Consider the following 17,477-nt stretch of genomic DNA (forward strand, 5'->3'; position numbering starts at 1 on the left):
GCCGATGTGGATCACGCTGCTGGTCATGGCGGTTGCCGTGAGCCTGGAGCCGTTCCGCATCGGGATGTCGGTCGTGATGCTCAATCGTCCACGGCCGCAACTACAGTTGGCCGCCTTCCTGGCCGGCGGCTTCCTGATGGGGCTGGCCGTCGGCGCGGTGGTGCTGTTGGTGCTCGAAGCGCGCCTGCCCGAATCGACCCGGTTCACGCTGCCCAAGGTGCAGATCGCGATCGGGGTGTGCGCGCTGGTGGCGGCCGCGCTCATCGCCGTCACCACGGGTAGGCCGCGCACCCCGCCGCAATGGGTGCGCCGCCTGCTGGACGGCCAGTCGCTGTGGGTGGCCGGGGCCGCCGGGCTCGGTATCGCGCTGCCCTCGGTCGACTATCTGGCGGCGCTGGCGGTCATCGGCGCGGCCGACGTGTCCACCACCACCCGGCTGACGGCGCTGCTGGTGTTCAACGCGGTGGCCTTCGCGCTGGTCGAGATTCCGCTGCTGTCATATCTTCTGGCACCCGACCGGACCCGCGTGACGCTGGCGGCCTTCAACGACTGGCTGCGCGCCCAGGGCCGCCGCGCCGTCGCAGCGCTGATCGCCGTGGTGGGCGTGGTGCTGCTGGCGGTGGGGTTGGCGGGCCTCTAGGGCTGGGCCGGCGGCTGGTTGTTCAGCACGTACTGCAACCCGGCCATCAACTGCGACACCGGATCCGCCCCGCCACCGAACGCGGCCTGGGTGGCCGGGGCGGTCACCTCGGCCGGGTCGTACCCGTTGACCGGGTCGACCGTGATCGGCGCCGTGGCCGGATCATCGTTGCGGGTGTAGCCGGCATCGACGTAGGGCTGCAGGATCCGGTCGAGTTCCATCAGCGTCGGTTTGTCCACGCCGAGATACTTGAACGGCAGCACCAGCGGCAGATGCTCCTCGGGGATCATGTACGTCGTCGTCTTGGCGCCGCGAGAGTTCACGGTGGTCCGGATGTTCTGCGGCGGAACCATGCTCGGGTTGGTGAACGCGACGGCGGTGTGGCCGGTGGCCAGGCCGACGATCGCGTTGGCCACCGAGATCCAGTTGTCCGACCGCTGCGGCCAGTCGGCGATGCTGTCATAGGCCGAGACGAACAGGTGGGTGTCGTATTGGCTCTCCACCGGCGGCGGCATCCGGTAGTCCAGCGACGGCACCACGGAGCCGACGGGGAACATCTGGCTCAGGAAGCTCTCCCCGAAGGCATGCTTGCCGACCGGGTTGCCGTAGGTCGCGAACGCCAGGTGGTCCGGCGGCGGCGCGGTCGGATCGTTGGCCAGCCGCAGCTTCACATCGTCGAGCACCGAGGCGCCCTCGGACAATCCGATCGCCATGCCCGGGCCGCCCTGGCGGATGGCGTTGAGCAGGTTCGGGCCGCCGACGTCGATGGATTCGCCGTAGCTCGGACCGTCCAGACCCAGGCCGGGGAAGTTGTCGTCGAGGCGACCGATCCCCGGGAACAGCCGCTCCAGGGTGTGCCCCTGGACCTGGCCGGCCGGGTAGTCGACGATCTGGCGGTTCAGGTCCGGGAACCATTCGGCGCCGGTGCGCATGATGTATTCGTCGTACGGGATGCCGAGCACGTGCGCGCCACCGAGCGCGTAGCCGCGGCCCTCGATGGTGCGGGCGTGGCCCGGGCCTGCCGGGCCGGGTCCCACCGGCCCAGGGGGCGGCTCGTCGGCGGTGGCGATCCCGACACCGAGCGGTCCGGTGATGCCGATCGTCATGAAGGCGGTGGTCGCCGCGAGTAGCTTCTTCATGCCGTACCGCTCCCTCGCGCTGTGAGTCGAGATGGCCACCAGTTCGCCCGGCCGACCAACGTGGCCATGGCGGGCACGGTGATCGTCCGGACGAGGAAGGTGTCCAACAGAATTCCGATGCCGATGACGAACCCGCCCTGCACCACAGTACCGATGCTGGAGAACAGCAGACCCCACATCGAGGCCGCGAAGATGAGCCCCGCCGCGGTGATGACGCCGCCGGTGGAGCTGAGGGTGCGGACGATGCCGAACCGGCCCAGCGGCGCCTCGTCACGCATGCGCGACACCAGCAGCAGGTTGTAGTCGGCGCCGACGGCGACCAGCACCACGAAGGCCAGCGGCGGTACCGACCAGTGCAGCTGTTGATCCAGGATGACCTGGAACAGCAGCACGCCCAGGCCGAGCGCGGCGAAGTACGAGATGACCACGGAGCCAACCAGATACAGCGGGGCGATCACGGCCCGCAACAGCAGCATCAGGATCGCCAGCACCACGATCACGGTCACGATGACGATGTAGCGGATGTCGTTCTCGTAGTAGTCACGGGTGTCGGCCAGGGCCACCGGATAGCCACCCATCGAAATCGTGGCATCCGAGAGCTCGGTGTTCGGCAGCGCGCCGCGTGCGGCGTCGGAGATGGCGCCGACCTGATCCATGGCCGCCGGACCGAACGGGTCGAGCTTGGTGAACACCAGATACCGCGCCGAATGCCCGTCGGGCGAGATGTAGGCCTTGGTGGCCGCCTGGAAATCCTCCATCTGCAGGATCTCGGGCGGGATGTTGAAGCCGGCCATGGCCGGTGAGCCGGCGTTCTCGGCCATCGTCAGCAGGAAGGCTGCGGCCTGGTCCAGACCGGTGCGCATCACCTGGATCTGGTCGACGATCTGATCCACCCCGTTGGCAACCTGCCGGCTACCGTCGGCCGAGCGTTCGGCGCCCTGCTGCAGCTGGGCCAGCGTCGCCTCGGCGCCGGCCGGGCTGTCCAGACCCATGGCCTGCATGGCGTTGGTCAGCCGGGTGAACGCGGTGCCCAGCTGTTGCAACGCGGCGTTGAGGGACTGCCGGTCCTGCAGCGATTCCAACTGTCCGGCCAGATCCTCGATCTCGGCCAGGGTGCCGTCGTTGCGGGCGGCGGCCAGCCGGGACAGGTGGATGCGGGTCTGGCTGCACGAGACGTCCAGATCGCACACCACATTGCCGTGCAGGGCCGCCAGCACCGGGGGCACCCAGGCGAACATGTCGCGGGTGGCCATCAGGTTCACGCCCATGGAGTTGCCGAGCCGGTTGATGCTGGCGACGAGCTTGGCCGCGACGTCGACATTCTTGACCAGTTTGTCGCCGCCGTACTGGCCGCGCAGCGCGGCGAACGCGTCGACCATCTGCTGCAGGCTGCCTGCGATACCGGTGATCTGGCCGCGCACATCGGACAGGCCGCCGGCCAGGGTGTTCGCACCCGTCGACAACCGGTCCAGATCCTCGGAGCCGTCGCTGATCATCTCCGCACCGTCGGCGAGCCGGGTGCCGACGATCCCGGCCTGATAGGTGGCCCGGAACTCCGGCGGCACCACGCCGAGCGGTCGGGTGATACCGCTGACCATCTCGATATCGGGGAGCTGGGTGATCCGCTCGGCCAGCTGTTCCAGATCGGCCAGCGCCTCCGGGTTGCGCAGATCCTTGGGCGAGCGGATCAGCACATACGACGGGATGGACTGGTTGATGTCGAAATGCTCCTCCAGCGCCGCGTAGCCCAGTGAGCTGGGTTCCGAGGCGGCGACGGCCTTGCGGTCGTCGTAGTTGAACGTCGCGAAACCGGCCAGCCCGGCCAGCAGGAACAGCACCAGCAGGCTGCCGATCAGATGTGCCCACGGCCGCCGGACGATGCGGGTGCCAGAGCGGCGCCACAACCGCGAGGTGAGTTCCTTGCGGGGACTGATCCAGCCGCGCGGGCCGATCAAGGCCACCAGCGCCGGCAGCAGCGTCATCGCCGCGAGGTAGGCCACGAACACACCGACGGCCGAGGAGACGCCGACGGTGGAGAACACCCCCATCTCGGCGAAACTGATCGCCAGGAAGGTCACGCCGACGGTGGCCGCCGACGCGGTGATGACCTTGCCGACCGATCCCAGCGCCGCGCGCACCGCGGTGGGTGAGTCGTCGCCCTTGCGGACGAAGTCGTGATAGCGGCTGATCAGGAAGACGGCGTAGTCGGTGCCCGCACCGAAGATGATGGCGCTCAACAGGATCATGGCCTGATTGGAGACGCCGAGACCGGTGAACTCCGACAGCGCCGCCACCGTGCACTGCGCGATCACCAGCGACATGCCGATGCCGACCAGCGGCAGCAGCATGGTGACCGGATTGCGGTACACGATGAGCAGCACCAGCAGCACCAGCACGGCGATGGCGATCTCGATCGGCAGCCGGTCCTTCTCACCGGCGACCGTCAGGTCGGCGACGGTGGCGGCCGGGCCGGCCAGATGCACCTCCAGCGGCCCGCCGGCCGTGGTCCGCTCGATCAGATCCGAGACCTGGTTGAACGACTCGTAGGACTGCGGGGTGCCCAGCGCACCGGCCAGCCCGACCGGCAGCACCCAGGATTTGTTGTCCTCGCTGGTCAACGTCGAGCGCAGGGCCGGTGTGCCGATGAAGTCCTGCAGCATCACGACATTGCGTTGGTCGTCGCGCAGGGCGTCGACGAGCTTGGCGTAGGTGGCCTCGTGTTCGGGGCCCAGCCCGTCCTCGTCGGTCAGCACCACCAACAGCAGGTCGTCGGTCCCGGGTTCGGAGAACGCCTCTTCCATCTGCCGGGCCGCGACGCTGGACGGGGCGTCGCCCGGCAGCATGGACAGCGGATTTCGCTGCGCCATCTCGTTGAGGCTGGGCACGGACAGCGGCAGAGCCACCGCCAGTGCCACCCAGATCCCGATCACGGCCAGCGGCCAGCGCACCACGAAGTCGGCTAACCGGCGCACAGATCCCCCACAGCTCTTTCCACGCCGGATTCCGGCTTAACCAAAACGACCCCAGTCCCCGGTCTCGGCGACCTGCTCGATCACCGATTTCATGGTCGCGATATAGCGGGTGACCGACTTCTGGGCCACCTCGTTGTCGGGGAACATCACCGCCATCGCCGTGCCCGCCTCGTAGCGGAAGACGTAGATCGTCAGCTGATACGAGAACCGGCCGTCGGAGTAGATGCCGATGTTGTTCGAATAGCCCATCTCGGCGGCCGCCAGCACCGCGTTCAACGGCGCGGCGCCGCCGTGCAGGAAGTTCGACACCGGGAAGTTCGGATGCGGATTGTCCAGCCACGGCGCCAGTTCCAGCACCCGGTAATACGGCACGCGGGCCAGGTTCAGCCCGGAGTCGAACGAGGTCTGCGCCGACCAGGCGGCCTCGGCGAACGTCGTCGCGGCGATCGGCACGGTCAACGGCACCAGGCCGGTGAACCAGCCCTGGGTCATGAAGTTGTCGGTGGTGCGGCGGGTGTCGCGCGGGGTCAGCCCGTAGTAGGTCGCCGCGCCGGTCAGTTCGTGCTCGACCATCGCGGTGCAGGCGTACAACCCGCCGACGAATCGCACACCCGCGGCGACGCAGGCCGCCTCGAACCGGGCCGTCTGATCGGCGTCGAGCAGCATCTCGCCGACCATGTCAGCTACCGTCGGCACGTTTGGATCGCCCAACGGCAGCGGGAACTCCGGCATGCTGTTGTTGTTGTTCTCGGCGAATTCGATCCAGGCCGCAACCTCGGGAGAATCGACGGTCAACTCCGCGGTCCGGTCCCGTTCCTCGACGCAGAAGTCATCGAAGTGGCCGGCCTCGGGCAACGGCATCGGCTGACCGGTGGTGGTCAGCGAGGTGTACATGCCGTGCGCCTCCAGCATGGTGATGCCGATCAGCGCCGCATCCCCGTGCACGTGGTCGATGCTGGCGTAGAAGTCGAAGTGGTCCTCGCTCTGCACGATCCCGAACGAGAAACATCCCCATTCGAACGGCGACGGGATGTCGACGATGTGCTTGCGTGCCTCGGCGGCGGTGATCTCGCCGTGGTCGACGGGCTCGAACTCGATATCGGCCGGGTCGGCGATGGTGCGCCGCACGACATCGCCGGATCCCGAGTACTCGAACCAGCTCCGATAGGTGTCGTGCCGGCGCAGATACGAGTTCAGCGCGTGGTTCATCGCCGCGATATCGCACGTCCCCGGTACCTCGCAGGTGGCGATGATCTGCCGCGAGTAGTCCAGTCCCTTGGCGGCCTGCTCGTAGATGCCGCGCAGATGCTGGCCCTGCATATAGCTGACCGGGACGGAACTGACGGGCGCCTGGCGGGCCTTCTCCATGGCTTCCGCATTCGGATGCCATGAGGTCACCACACCCGGGGCCGGCTGCCAGTCGTCGATGGTGCCGATGGTGATCTTCCCGATTCGCAAGCTGTCCCTCCGGGGTTCGAGCGTCGACGGTGACGTGCTGACCGCACCGACGGCGACTTCACGATAGCGGCTACCGGCGCAGAGTTCGCTCGGACAGCAGCTACCTCACCCGAGTTCGCGGGCCGCTGCGGACAGCTTTCGGGGACGAGGTGAAACCGCGTGACTTAGCAACCTACATGCAATACTTACGGCCGAGTAAGGTACCGGCCTGTGGCTGTCGGCAGATGAGCAGGCCGCAGCCGTTTTCAGCAGCTATTTCGAACCATGGCGCGGCCTGGATCCACGGCTTTCGAAACTCATCATCGGATGTTCATCGGATCGAGGCGGGGAGTACACCTGATGACAGCAACCCAGCATGCCCAGTCGACCCGATTCGCGATCATCGGCTATGCCGCGCGTCTCCCCGGAGCGGCCGACGCCGACGAGTACTGGGACGTGCTGGCCGGCGGTCGAGACGCGGTCAGTGAGATCCCGCAGGACCGCTGGGACGCCGACGAGTTCTTCGATTCCGATGCGGGGGCGGCCGGCAAGGTCGTCACCCGGCGCGCCGGCTTCGTCGACGACGTGACCGGGTTCGATGCGCCGTTCTTCGGCGTGTCGGCGCGCGAGGCGCGCCTGATGGATCCGCAGCACCGCCTGCTGCTGGAGACCTCGTGGCGTGCGGTCGAGCATTCGGGCACTGCGCCAACGGCTTTGGCCAACACCAAGACCGGTGTGTTCGTCGGCCTGTCCACCCATGACTACCTGGCGATGGCGTCCTCGGAGCTGACCTACCCCGAGGTCGAGGCCTATCTGGCCATCGGCACGTCGGGTGCCGCGGGTGCCGGACGCATCAGCTACCGGCTGGGCCTGCACGGCCCCGCCGTCACCGTCGACACCGCGTGCAGTTCCTCGCTGGTGGCCATCCACCAGGCTTGCCAGGCGCTGCTGCTGGGCGAATGCGATCTCGCGCTGGCCGGCGGTGCGAACGTGCTGCTGAGCCCGGCCACCATGATCACGTTCTCCCAGTCCCGGATGCTGTCTGCCGACGGCCGGTGCAAGACGTTCGACGCCGCCGCCGACGGTTATGTCCGCGGCGAGGGGTGCGGTGTCATCGTCATCAAGCGGCTCGAGGACGCGATCCGCGACGGCGACCACATCCGCGCGGTCATCCGCGGCAGTGCGGTCAACCAGGACGGTGCATCGGGCGGGCTGACGGTGCCCAACGGTGTCGCCCAGCAGCGGGTCATCGCCGAGGCGCTGGAACGCGCCGACGTCACCCCCGCCGACATCGACTATCTGGAGGCGCACGGCACCGGGACGTCGCTGGGTGACCCGATCGAGGTGCAGGCCGCCGCGGCCGCACTCGGCAAGGGCCGCGACGCCGACCAGCCGCTGCTGATCGGCTCCGCCAAGACCAATATCGGCCACCTCGAGGCGGCCGCCGGTATCGCCGGAGTGCTCAAGGTGGTGCTGGCCCTGGAACATCAGGAACTGCCCAAGCACCTGCACTTCCACACCCCGTCGCCGCACATCCCGTGGGACCGCATCCCGGTGCGGGTGGTCGACGAATCGACCTCCTGGCAGCGCTGCGAGCGTCCCCGGCTGGCCGGCGTCAGCTCCTTCGGCTTCTCCGGCACCAACGCCCACGTCATCCTCGAAGAGGCACCCCAACCCGCCCCGACGGCCGCCGCGGCCACCGATGACCGCCGCTTCATGGTGCTGCCGCTGTCGGCCCGCACGCCGGCGGCCCTGGTGCAGACCGCCGAGCAGTACCGCGGCTGGCTGGCCGAGCATCCCGAGGCGACGCTGGCCGATGTCTGCCTGACCGCCGGCGCGGGCCGCGCCCACATGGAGCATCGGGCCGCCCTGGTGGTGAACTCGATCGAGTCGGCCCGCGAACTGCTCGGCGCGCTGGCCGATGACCGGCCGGCGCCGGGACTGGTGCGCGGGGAATGTGCCGATGCCCCCAAGACCGCCTGGCTGTTCCCCGGGCAGGGCAGCCAGTATGCCGGCATGGCCCGGCAGCTGTTCGAGACCGAGCCGGTGTTCGCCGACACCATGAAGCGCTGCGCCGACGCCCTCGACATTCCACTGCTGGACTTGATCTTCGACGCCCCCGACGGGGACGCGACGATCCGGCAGACGCAGTACGCCCAGCCCGCGATCTTCGCCGTGGAGATGGGCCTGGCGCGGCTGTGGGAGTCGTGGGGCTTCGAACCGGATGTGGTGCTCGGCCACAGCGTCGGCCAGTACTCGGCGGCCTGCGTCGCCGGCGTGTTCAGCATGGAGGACGGCATCCGACTGCTGGCCGAGCGGGGCCGGCTCTTCGGTGCTCTGCCCGCCGGCGGGCGGATGGCGGCGATCTTCGCCGATCCCGACCGCGTCGAACGGCTCGCCGACGAGTACCCGAGCCTGTCGGTGGCCGCCTACAACGGGGCCAACACGGTGCTGTCCGGCCCGGGCCCCGATCTGGAGCAGGCGGTGGCCGGGCTGGCGAACGCCGGTGTGCGCTGCGACTGGCTCGACACCAGCCACGCCTTCCACTCGGCCCTGCTCGACCCCGCGTTGGACGCCTTCGAGGCCTACGCCAACCAATTCGAGTACAAGGCCCCGCAACGGATCCTGGTGTGCAACCGGACCGGCGCGGCGCTGGGCCGCACCGCCAAACTCGACGGCGCCTACTGGCGCAGGCACGCCCGGCAGCCGGTCGAGTTCGCCAAGGGCGTCGCGACGCTGGCCGACCTGGGCTGCGCGGTGCTGGTCGAGGTCGGCCCGCAACCCGTGCTGACCGCCGCGGCGATGCGCGCCTGGCCCGACCCGGCCACCGCACCGCGGGCGATCGCGTCGATGCGCCAGAACGCCGCCGACCACCGCCAGATCATCGACGCGCTGGCCAACGCCTACGTCGCCGGGCACCACCCCGATTTCGATGCGGTGGTGCGACGCCCGGCCCGCAAGCTCGACCTGCCGACCTATCCGTTCCAGCACCGGCAGTACTGGTTCCGGGACAAGCAGGCCGCCGCACCTGCCAAGACCGATACCGTGCGCACCGAGGCGGTGCGCCTGCTGGAGGACGGCCGAATCGCGGAATTGGCCGCGCTGCTAGACGGTGCCGAGGGCAACCAGGCCACCATCGACGCGCTGAACAAGCTTGCGGTGCAACACAACCGGCAGCGTGATGCGCAGTCCATCGCCGATGCCCGCTACGAGATCCGCTGGCAGCCGGCCGTCACCGCGTCCGCGGTCACCGGTGCGGGTGCGGCGTGGCTGCTGATCGGTGACGACACCACCATCGCCGCCGAACTCAAAGATGCGCTGGCCGCACTGGGCCACCGGCACCGGGTGCTGAGCCTGCCGGTCTCCGACGCCGAAGAGCAACGGCTGGCCGGTGAGCTGCGCGCGGCGGTCGAGGACGAACCCGAACTGCGCATCCTGCACATCGCGGCGCTGGACGCGCCGAGCACACCGTCGATGCAATCCCTGCTGCGGATGCAGCACCGCATCCTCGACGGCACCCAGCGCCTGTTCCGCGCCGCGGCCGCGGCCGATCTGCGCGCGTCGGTCTGGGTGCTGACGCGCGGCGCCCAGCGGGTCACCGACACCGACGCCGTGTCACCCGAACAGACCGCGCTGTGGGGCTTCTGCCGCGCCGCGGCGCTGGAGTACCCGCAGCTGTGGGGTGGGTTGGCCGATGTGACCGGCCACGCCGACGAATGGCCCGAACTGATCCGGCAGGTGGTCTCGGCAGCCCGCGGCGAGGATCAGATCGCGGTGCGCGGCCATACCGTCCGGGTTCCCCGACTGGTCCGCCGCAGCGGCCAGCCGAACCCGAAACCGCTCGAGTTGCGCTCCGACGTTACCTATCTGGTCACCGGCGGGCTCGGCTCGCTGGGCCTGGAGATCGCCACACACCTGGCCGCGCACGGCGCCCGGCAGCTGGTGCTGACCAGCCGGCGCGCCCCCGGTGCGGCCGCCCAACAACGCATCGACGCGATCGGGAACCAGCACGGCTGCGCGGTGCGGGTGCTTACCGCCGATGTGGCCAATCCGCACGATATCGCCCATCTGATCGCGACCGTGCAGGCCGAACTGCCGCCGCTGGCGGGCATCGTGCACGCCGCCGGCGAGAACAGCACCACCGCCCTGGCCACCCTGGAGCCCGCCGAGCTGGACCGCGTGTTCTCCGGAAAGGTTTGGGGTGCATGGTATCTGAGCGAGGCGGTGGCCGGTCTGCCGCTGGACTTCTTCATCTCGACATCGTCGATCTCGTCGGTGTGGGGCAGTTACGGGCAGAGCGCCTACAGCGCGGCCAACGCGTTCCTGGACGGACTGACCTGGCGGCTGCGTGAACAGGGCATCCCCGGGTTCAGCGTCAACTTCGGTCCGTGGTCGGCGGGAATGGCCGACCCGGACGCGCGCGCGCAGTTGGACCGCCGCGGGGTCCGCACCTTGCCGCCCGCGGATGCCTTGGCGGGGTTGGCCGATGTCCTGGTCGGTCCGAGTGTGCAGGCCGTGCTGGCCCGCATCGACTGGTCGCGGTTCCTGCCGGTCTATCTGCAGACCGGAGCCCGTGCGCTGCTGTCGGAGGTGGCCCGCGAGGTGCCCGACGCGGTGTCGGCACCGGCCGGCGCGCCCGGCACCACCAAACTGGTCGAACAGCTGACCGCCGCGCCGGTGCAGCAGCGCAAGAAGCTGGTGCTGGAGTACCTGCGCAACGCCGTGGCCGAAGTGACCCAGGTCGACGCCGCCGAGGTCCGCGAGGAGGCCGGCTTCTTCGATCTGGGCATGGACTCGCTGATGGCCGTGGAGCTGCGCCGCCGCCTGGAACGCGCGGTCGGCCAGGAACTTCCGGCGACCCTGGCGATGGATTACCCACGCCTGAGCGATGTGGCCGACTACCTGCTCGGGGATGTGCTCAAGCTCAACGAGTCCTCCGCCAGCAAGGTCGAGGTGGCGCACGTCTCGCTGGCCTCGGCGGCCACCGATGAGCCCATCGCCGTCATCGCGGTGGCCTGCCGATTCCCCGGCGCACCGGATCCGGACGCCTACTGGGATCTGCTGGCCGGCGGTGTCGACGCCATCCGGGAGATCCCGGAGGACCGCTTCGACGTCGACGAGTTCTACGACCCGGACCAGCAGACGCCGGGCAAGATCTACACCCGCAGCGGCGGATACCTCGACAGCGTCGACGGTTTCGATCCCGAGTTCTTCGGCATCTCCCCGCGCGAGGCGATCTGGATCGACCCGCAGCAGCGGCTCATGCTCGAAATCGCCTGGGAGGGACTGGAGCGGGCCGGGTACTCCCCGGCGTCTTTGCGCGGCAGCCGAAGTGGCGTGTTCGTCGGTGTGGGCGCCAACGAGTACTCGCATCTGCTGTCCGGTGATTCGGTGGACAACCTGGAGGCGCATTTCATCACCGGCAACGCGCTCAACGCGATCGCCGGCCGGGTGGCCTTCACGCTGGGGCTGGAGGGCCCGGCCATGGCGGTGGACACCGCCTGCAGCTCGTCGCTGGTGGCCGTCCACCAGGCGACCCAGGCGCTGCACGCCGGGGACTGCGATCTCGCGCTGGCCGGCGGGGTGAACGTGCTGCTGAGCCCGGCGTCGATCGTCGCCGCCTCACAGGCGCGGATGCTGTCCCCGGACGGGCGCTGCAAGACCTTCGACGCCGCGGCCGACGGTTACGTCCGCAGTGAGGGCTGCGGTGTGCTGGTGCTCAAGCGGCTGTCCGACGCGCAGCGTGACGGGGACCGGATCGCCGCGGTGATCCGGTCCACCGCGGTCAACCAGGACGGCGCGTCCAGCGGTCTGACGGTGCCCAATGGTGGTGCGCAGCAACGGTTGATCACCGCGGCACTGAACCGCGCCGGGCTCGGCGGCGGTGACGTCGACTATCTGGAGGCGCACGGCACCGGCACCCCGCTGGGTGACCCCATCGAGGTGCAGGCCGCCGCGGCCGCCTACGGCAACGGCCGTGAGGCGAACCGCCCGCTGCTGATGGGCACCGCGAAGACCAATATCGGTCACCTCGAGTCCGCCGCCGGCGTGGCCGGGCTGATCAAGGTCGTGCTGTCGATGCAGAACGAGATGCTGCCGCAGACGCTGCATTTCCGGAATCCGTCCCCGCACATCCCGTGGGACAGCCTGCCGGTCAGAGTCGTCGACGAGGCCACCCCGTGGCAGACCAACGGACGGCCGCGTCGTGCCGGGGTCAGTTCGTTCGGCTTCACCGGCACCAACGCCCATGTGCTGCTGGAGGAGGCGCCCGCGGCGGCGGCTTCAGAGTCGGCGGACGAGCCGGTCGAGGCGCCCAAGGAGGCGCTGAGCGTGCTGCCGCTGTCGGCACGGTCGGCCTCGGGTCTGAATGCCCTGGCCCAGCGTTACGGCGCCTGGCTGGACGCCCACCCCGACGCGGCGCTGGCCGATGTGGCCTTCACCGCCGGCGCCGGGCGCGCGCACTTCGAGCATCGGGCCGCGGTGGTCGCGAGTTCGCCGGCCGAGGCCAAGATGCTGCTGGAGGATCTGGTGGCCAACCGGCTGCGGCCGGGCGTCGTGCGCGGCGAGTGCACCGATCCCCCGACGACGGCCTGGTTCTTCCCCGGCCAGGGCAGCCAGTATCCGGGCATGGCCCGCGAGTTGTTCGACACGGAGCCGGTTTTCGCCGACACCGTGCGACGTTGCGCGCAGGCCGTCGACGGCATCCTGCCGCGTCCGCTGCTGGAGGTGCTGTTCGGTTCGGGCCGCGAGGCCGCCGAGACGTTGAAGCACACCTCGTTCGCGCAGCCGGCGATCTTCGCCGTCGAGATGGGGCTGGCCCGGTTGTGGCAGTCCTGGGGCATCGAACCGGACGCGGTGCTGGGCCACAGCGTCGGCCAGTACGCGGCCGCCTGCGTCGCCGGGGTGTTCAGCCTCGTGGACGGGGTGCGGCTGATCGCCGAGCGCGGCCGCCTGTTCGGCAGCCTGCCCGCCGGTGGCCGGATGGTGGCGGTGTTCGCCGATCCCGAGTACGTGGAAAAGGCCGCCGAGGCCTTCTCCCGGGTGTCGGTCGGCGCCTACAACGGCCGCAACACGGTGCTTTCGGGTCCGGGTGAGGATCTGGAGCAGATCGTGGCCAACTGCAGCCAGGACGGCGCCCGCTGCACCTGGCTGGAGACCAGCCACGCCTTCCACTCCGAGCTGCTGGATCCCGTCCTCGACGAATTCGAGGCGTTTGCAGGTCAGTTCACGTATGCGGTGCCGTCGCTGCCGTTGGTCTGCAACCGGACCGGCGCGGTGCTCACCGCCGACACGCCCATCGACGCGCTGTACTGGCGACGGCATTCGCGCCAGCCGGTGCAGTTCACCGAGAGCGTGCGCACCGTGGCCGGGCTGGGCTGCACGGTGCTGATGGAGATCGGCCCGCAGCCGATCCTGACCGCGGCCGCGCTGCAGTCCTGGCCGGATTCCGCTGCCACACCGCGCACCATCGTGTCGCTGCGCAAGGGCGCCAACGCGCAACGGCAGATCGCCGATGCGCTGTCGACGGCCTACATCAGTGGGCACCGGCCCGATTTCGGCGCACGGTTCCACGCCCCGGCGCACCGACTGGAGCTGCCGACCTATCCGTTCCAGCGGCGTCGCTATTGGCCCAAGGCCTCGGCGATCATGAGTTCCGGTGGCACCGCGACCTCGGGCATCCTGGGCAGCCCGAAGGATCTGGCCTCCGGGGACACGGTCTACAGCAACGTGTTCTCGGTGAAGACGCAGCCGTGGCTGGCCCATCACGTCATCTACGGCACGGTGGTGGTGCCCGGAGCGACGTACGCCGCGATGGCGATGGCCGCCGCGGGCGCCCCGGCCCGGGTGACCGACGTCTACTTCTACGAGCCGATCATCCTGCCGGACAAGGCCGCTCGTGAGGTGCAGCTGACGCTGCGCACGACCGAGGACGGCTGGAAGTTCCAGGTGCACAGCCGGCCCTACGGGGTGCGGGAGTCCGAATGGTCACTCAATGCCGACGGCACCCTGGCCTCCGGCGTCGACCTGCCGGAACCGGACGCGACCGTGACACCGCCGGACGAGGCGATCGAGCACATGAACCGGACCCGTCCGCAGGAGTTGTTCGACATCTTCAACGATCTCGAACTGGCCTGGGGGCCGACATGGTCCACCTCGCTGCGCTCGCTGTGGGTCGGCGACGGTGAGGCGATCGGGGACGTGTCCGTCGGCGAGGAACTCGCCGAGCATCTCGGCAGCGAACCGATGCATCCGGTGCTGCTGGACCTGTGCACCGGCGTCGCGTTCCCGTCGTTCCCGGCCGTCCTGGCCGCCGAACAGGGCATGCACGATCTGTTTCTGCCGCTGCGCTACGGGCAGGTGCAGTTGGCCGAGAAGATGCCCAAGCGCTTCTACTGCCGGGCCCGCTGGCATGAGGGACCGCTGAACAGCGAAACCCTGGTGTTCGACATCGATTTCACCGACCGCGAGGGACGGCTGCTGGGCGGTATCCGCGAGTTCACCGTCAAGCGGGCACCGCGTGAGGCGCTGCTGCGCGGCCTCGGCGGGGATTCCACCCGGCTGCTGTACACGCTGGGCTGGCATGAGGGTGCGGCACCGGAGGCCGCCACCGAGGATGCCGGCGGCACCTGGCTGATCGCCGGGCACGACGCGCTGGCGGCCGAACGTCCCGGTGCCGTCACCATCGAGTCGGCCACCGATCCGGCCGCCTGGGAAGCGGCATTCGCCGCTGCGGCCGAGCGCGGCGCGCCGGTCACCGGAATCGTCTGGCGCAGCACGGCTCGATCCGCCGGGCAGGAGTCCAGCACCGAACTGGCCCAGCGTTTGGAGGGCGAGATCGCCGCGCTGTTGGCCGCCACGCAGACCGCGCTGGCCGATCAGAAGACCACCCTGACCGGCGGGCTGTGGATCATCACCCAGGGTGCGGTCGCGACCGAGCCCGGGGAGCCGGTCGATCCGGTGCAGTCGGCGCTGTGGGGCTTCGGGCGCACGCTGGTCGCCGAGCAGCCGACGCTGCGCTGTCGCATGGTGGACACCGAGGCCGCCGACTCCGGTGCCTGGTTGGCCGGCGCGCTGGGCACGCCGGTCACCGAGCCCGAGATGGCGGTGCGGCAGGGCCGGTTCCTGGTGCCGCGGTTGCTGCACTGGGCCCGCAACGGTTATCTGCCGATGCCGCGCTCGGATGATTTCGTGTTGGCACCGACCGAGCGCGGCGCCATCGACAATCTGCGGCTGACCGAGAAGGACGTGACGGCACCACAGGCCCACGAGGTGCAGGTGCGGATCGAGGCCGCCGGCCTGAACTTCCGCGATGTACTCAATGTGCTGGGCCTGTATCCGGGTGATCCGGGTCCGATCGGCGGCGATCTGTGCGGTGTGGTGACCGCCGTGGGCGAGGACGTCACCGACTTCGCCATCGGCCAACGGGTGTTCGGCTCCATGCAGGGGGCGTTCTCCAGCAGGCTCAACGTGCCGGCCCAGCTGCTGGCGACGGTGCCGGACGGGATCAGCTCGGTGGACGCCGCGACGATTCCCGCTGCGGCGCTGACGGTTCGGCTGGCCTTCGACTGGGCTCAGATCAAGCCGGGTGATCGGGTGCTGATCCACGCCGCCAGCGGTGGTGTGGGGTTGGCGGCGGTGCAGATGGCGCGCCACCAGGGGGCCACGGTGTTCGCCACCGCGAGCACCTATAAGCGAGCCACCCTGCGGGCGATGGGCGTGGAGTACGTCTACGACTCGCGCACCACCGATTTCGCCGATCAGATCCTGGCCGACACCGATGGCGCCGGCGTGGATGTGGTGCTCAACAGCCTGACCAACGACGGGTTCATCGAGGCCACCGTGCGGGCCACCGCGCAGGGTGGGCGGTTCGCCGAGATCGCCAAGCGCGATATCTGGACGGCGGCCCAGATGGCCGCCGTGCGTCCGGATATCGACTACGAGATCGTCGCGCTGGACGTGACGATGATGAGCGATCCCGACCACATCCAGCGGCTGATGGTCGAGGTGTCCGACGGTATGGCCACCGGCGTGTGGACCCCGGTCCCGGCCGAGGTCTACCCGCTGACCGAGGCCAGGACCGCGTTCCGCCGGATGCAGCAGGCACGCCACATCGGCAAGATCGTCATCCAGATGCCCAAACCGCTGCAGCCGCACGGTGATCGGAGCTATCTGGTGACCGGTGGTCTGGGTGCGCTGGGTCTGCACACCGCGGGATACCTGGCCCAACTTGGTGCCGGGGACATCGTGCTGACCAGTCGGCGCAGCCCCGACCCGGAGACCCAGCAGGCGATCGATGCGATCACCGAGCGCTACCACTGCCGGGTTCATGTGTTCTGCGCCGATATCGGGGACGAGGCCGAGGCCGCGGGCCTGCTGGACCGCATCCGTCGCGAGCTGCCGCCGCTGGCGGGGGTGGCTCATCTGGCGGGTGTCCTCGATGACGCGCTGGTGGGCCAGCAGACGCTGGACCGGTTCCGTACGACGTTGGGCCCCAAGGCCTATGGCGCGCACCATCTGCACACCCTGACCACGGGCGACGACCTGGACTTCTTCATCGTCTTCTCGTCGGCGTCGGCGGTGTTGGGTTCGCCCTCGCAGGCCAACTACGCCACCGCCAACGCCCTGCTCGACGGTCTGGTGGCGGCGCGCCGGGCGGCCGGGCTGCCGGCCACCGCGGTCAACTTCGGACCCTGGGGTCACGGCGGCATGGCCAGTTCGCAGGCCGCCATGGCCAACCTGAGCGCGCAGGGCATGATGCCGCTGGAGCCGTCGGCGGCGCTGGCCGCGCTCGGCGAGGCGATGCGGCACGGGGTCGGGCAGTCCACGGTGCTCAAGGCCAACTGGCAGCGGACGGCGAAGATGCTCGGCGGCATCCGTCCGCCGCTGCTGGATCAGGTGCTGCCCAGCGGCGACACCGCGGCCGGCGGTGACAGCGAGTTGCTGCGGCAGCTGCAGGAGCTTCCGGTGGCCGCGCGGGCCGGGTTCATCACCGAGTTCCTGCAGCGGGAGGTGCAGGGCTTCCTGCGGCTGGCGCAGCCGCCGGCGGCGACCAGCCGGTTCCTGGACCTCGGTACCGACTCGCTGATGGCCGTCGAGCTGCGCAACCGGTTGTTCGGCCAGTTCGGCGGGAAGTTCGACATCAGCCCGACCGCGGTGTTCGACTACCCGACCATCGGCGAACTCGGCGAGCATCTGGTGTCCCAGCTACCCGACGCCGAGGCCGCCGAACCCGAAACGAAATCGGAGGCCGAGGCCTAGCTGGTCTCTGTCGAATCTGAACTTGATGGC

Annotated in this window: 5 protein-coding genes; 2 read left to right on the forward strand and 3 right to left on the reverse strand. The window is 69.5% G+C overall.

Annotated elements, in window-relative coordinates:
• The first annotated feature begins 4 nt into the window (after positions 1 to 4).
• A complete protein-coding gene (locus tag ACWDUN_RS23360; protein ID WP_449932391.1) occupies positions 5 to 640 on the forward strand; it encodes a GAP family protein in 636 nt (211 codons plus the stop codon).
• Here the strand turns inward: ACWDUN_RS23360 and pe are convergent.
• The 3 genes from pe to ACWDUN_RS23375 are packed head-to-tail and all read right to left on the reverse strand — an operon-like array spanning position 637 to position 6,209.
• Positions 637 to 1,779, reverse strand: a complete 1,143-nt coding sequence (gene pe / locus ACWDUN_RS23365) for an acyltransferase PE (RefSeq protein WP_449932392.1) — start codon at positions 1,777 to 1,779, stop codon at positions 637 to 639. The genes ACWDUN_RS23360 and pe overlap by 4 nt on opposite strands.
• The gene (locus ACWDUN_RS23370; protein ID WP_449932393.1) at positions 1,776 to 4,751 is read right to left on the reverse strand and encodes an MMPL/RND family transporter; all 2,976 of its coding nucleotides are present in this window, start codon (positions 4,749 to 4,751) and stop codon (positions 1,776 to 1,778) included. Before ACWDUN_RS23370 ends, pe begins: the two co-directional genes overlap by 4 nt.
• Positions 4,752 to 4,787: 36 nt before the next feature.
• The gene (locus ACWDUN_RS23375; protein ID WP_449932394.1) at positions 4,788 to 6,209 is read right to left on the reverse strand and encodes a condensation domain-containing protein; all 1,422 of its coding nucleotides are present in this window, start codon (positions 6,207 to 6,209) and stop codon (positions 4,788 to 4,790) included.
• Between the two features lie 339 nt (positions 6,210 to 6,548).
• Between ACWDUN_RS23375 and ACWDUN_RS23380 the strand changes: the two genes are divergently transcribed.
• On the forward strand, positions 6,549 to 17,447 hold the full coding sequence (locus ACWDUN_RS23380; protein ID WP_449932395.1) for a type I polyketide synthase: 10,899 nt from the start codon (positions 6,549 to 6,551) through the stop codon (positions 17,445 to 17,447).
• Positions 17,448 to 17,477 lie beyond the last annotated feature (30 nt).

The organism is Mycobacterium sp. NPDC003323, assembly GCF_053589535.1.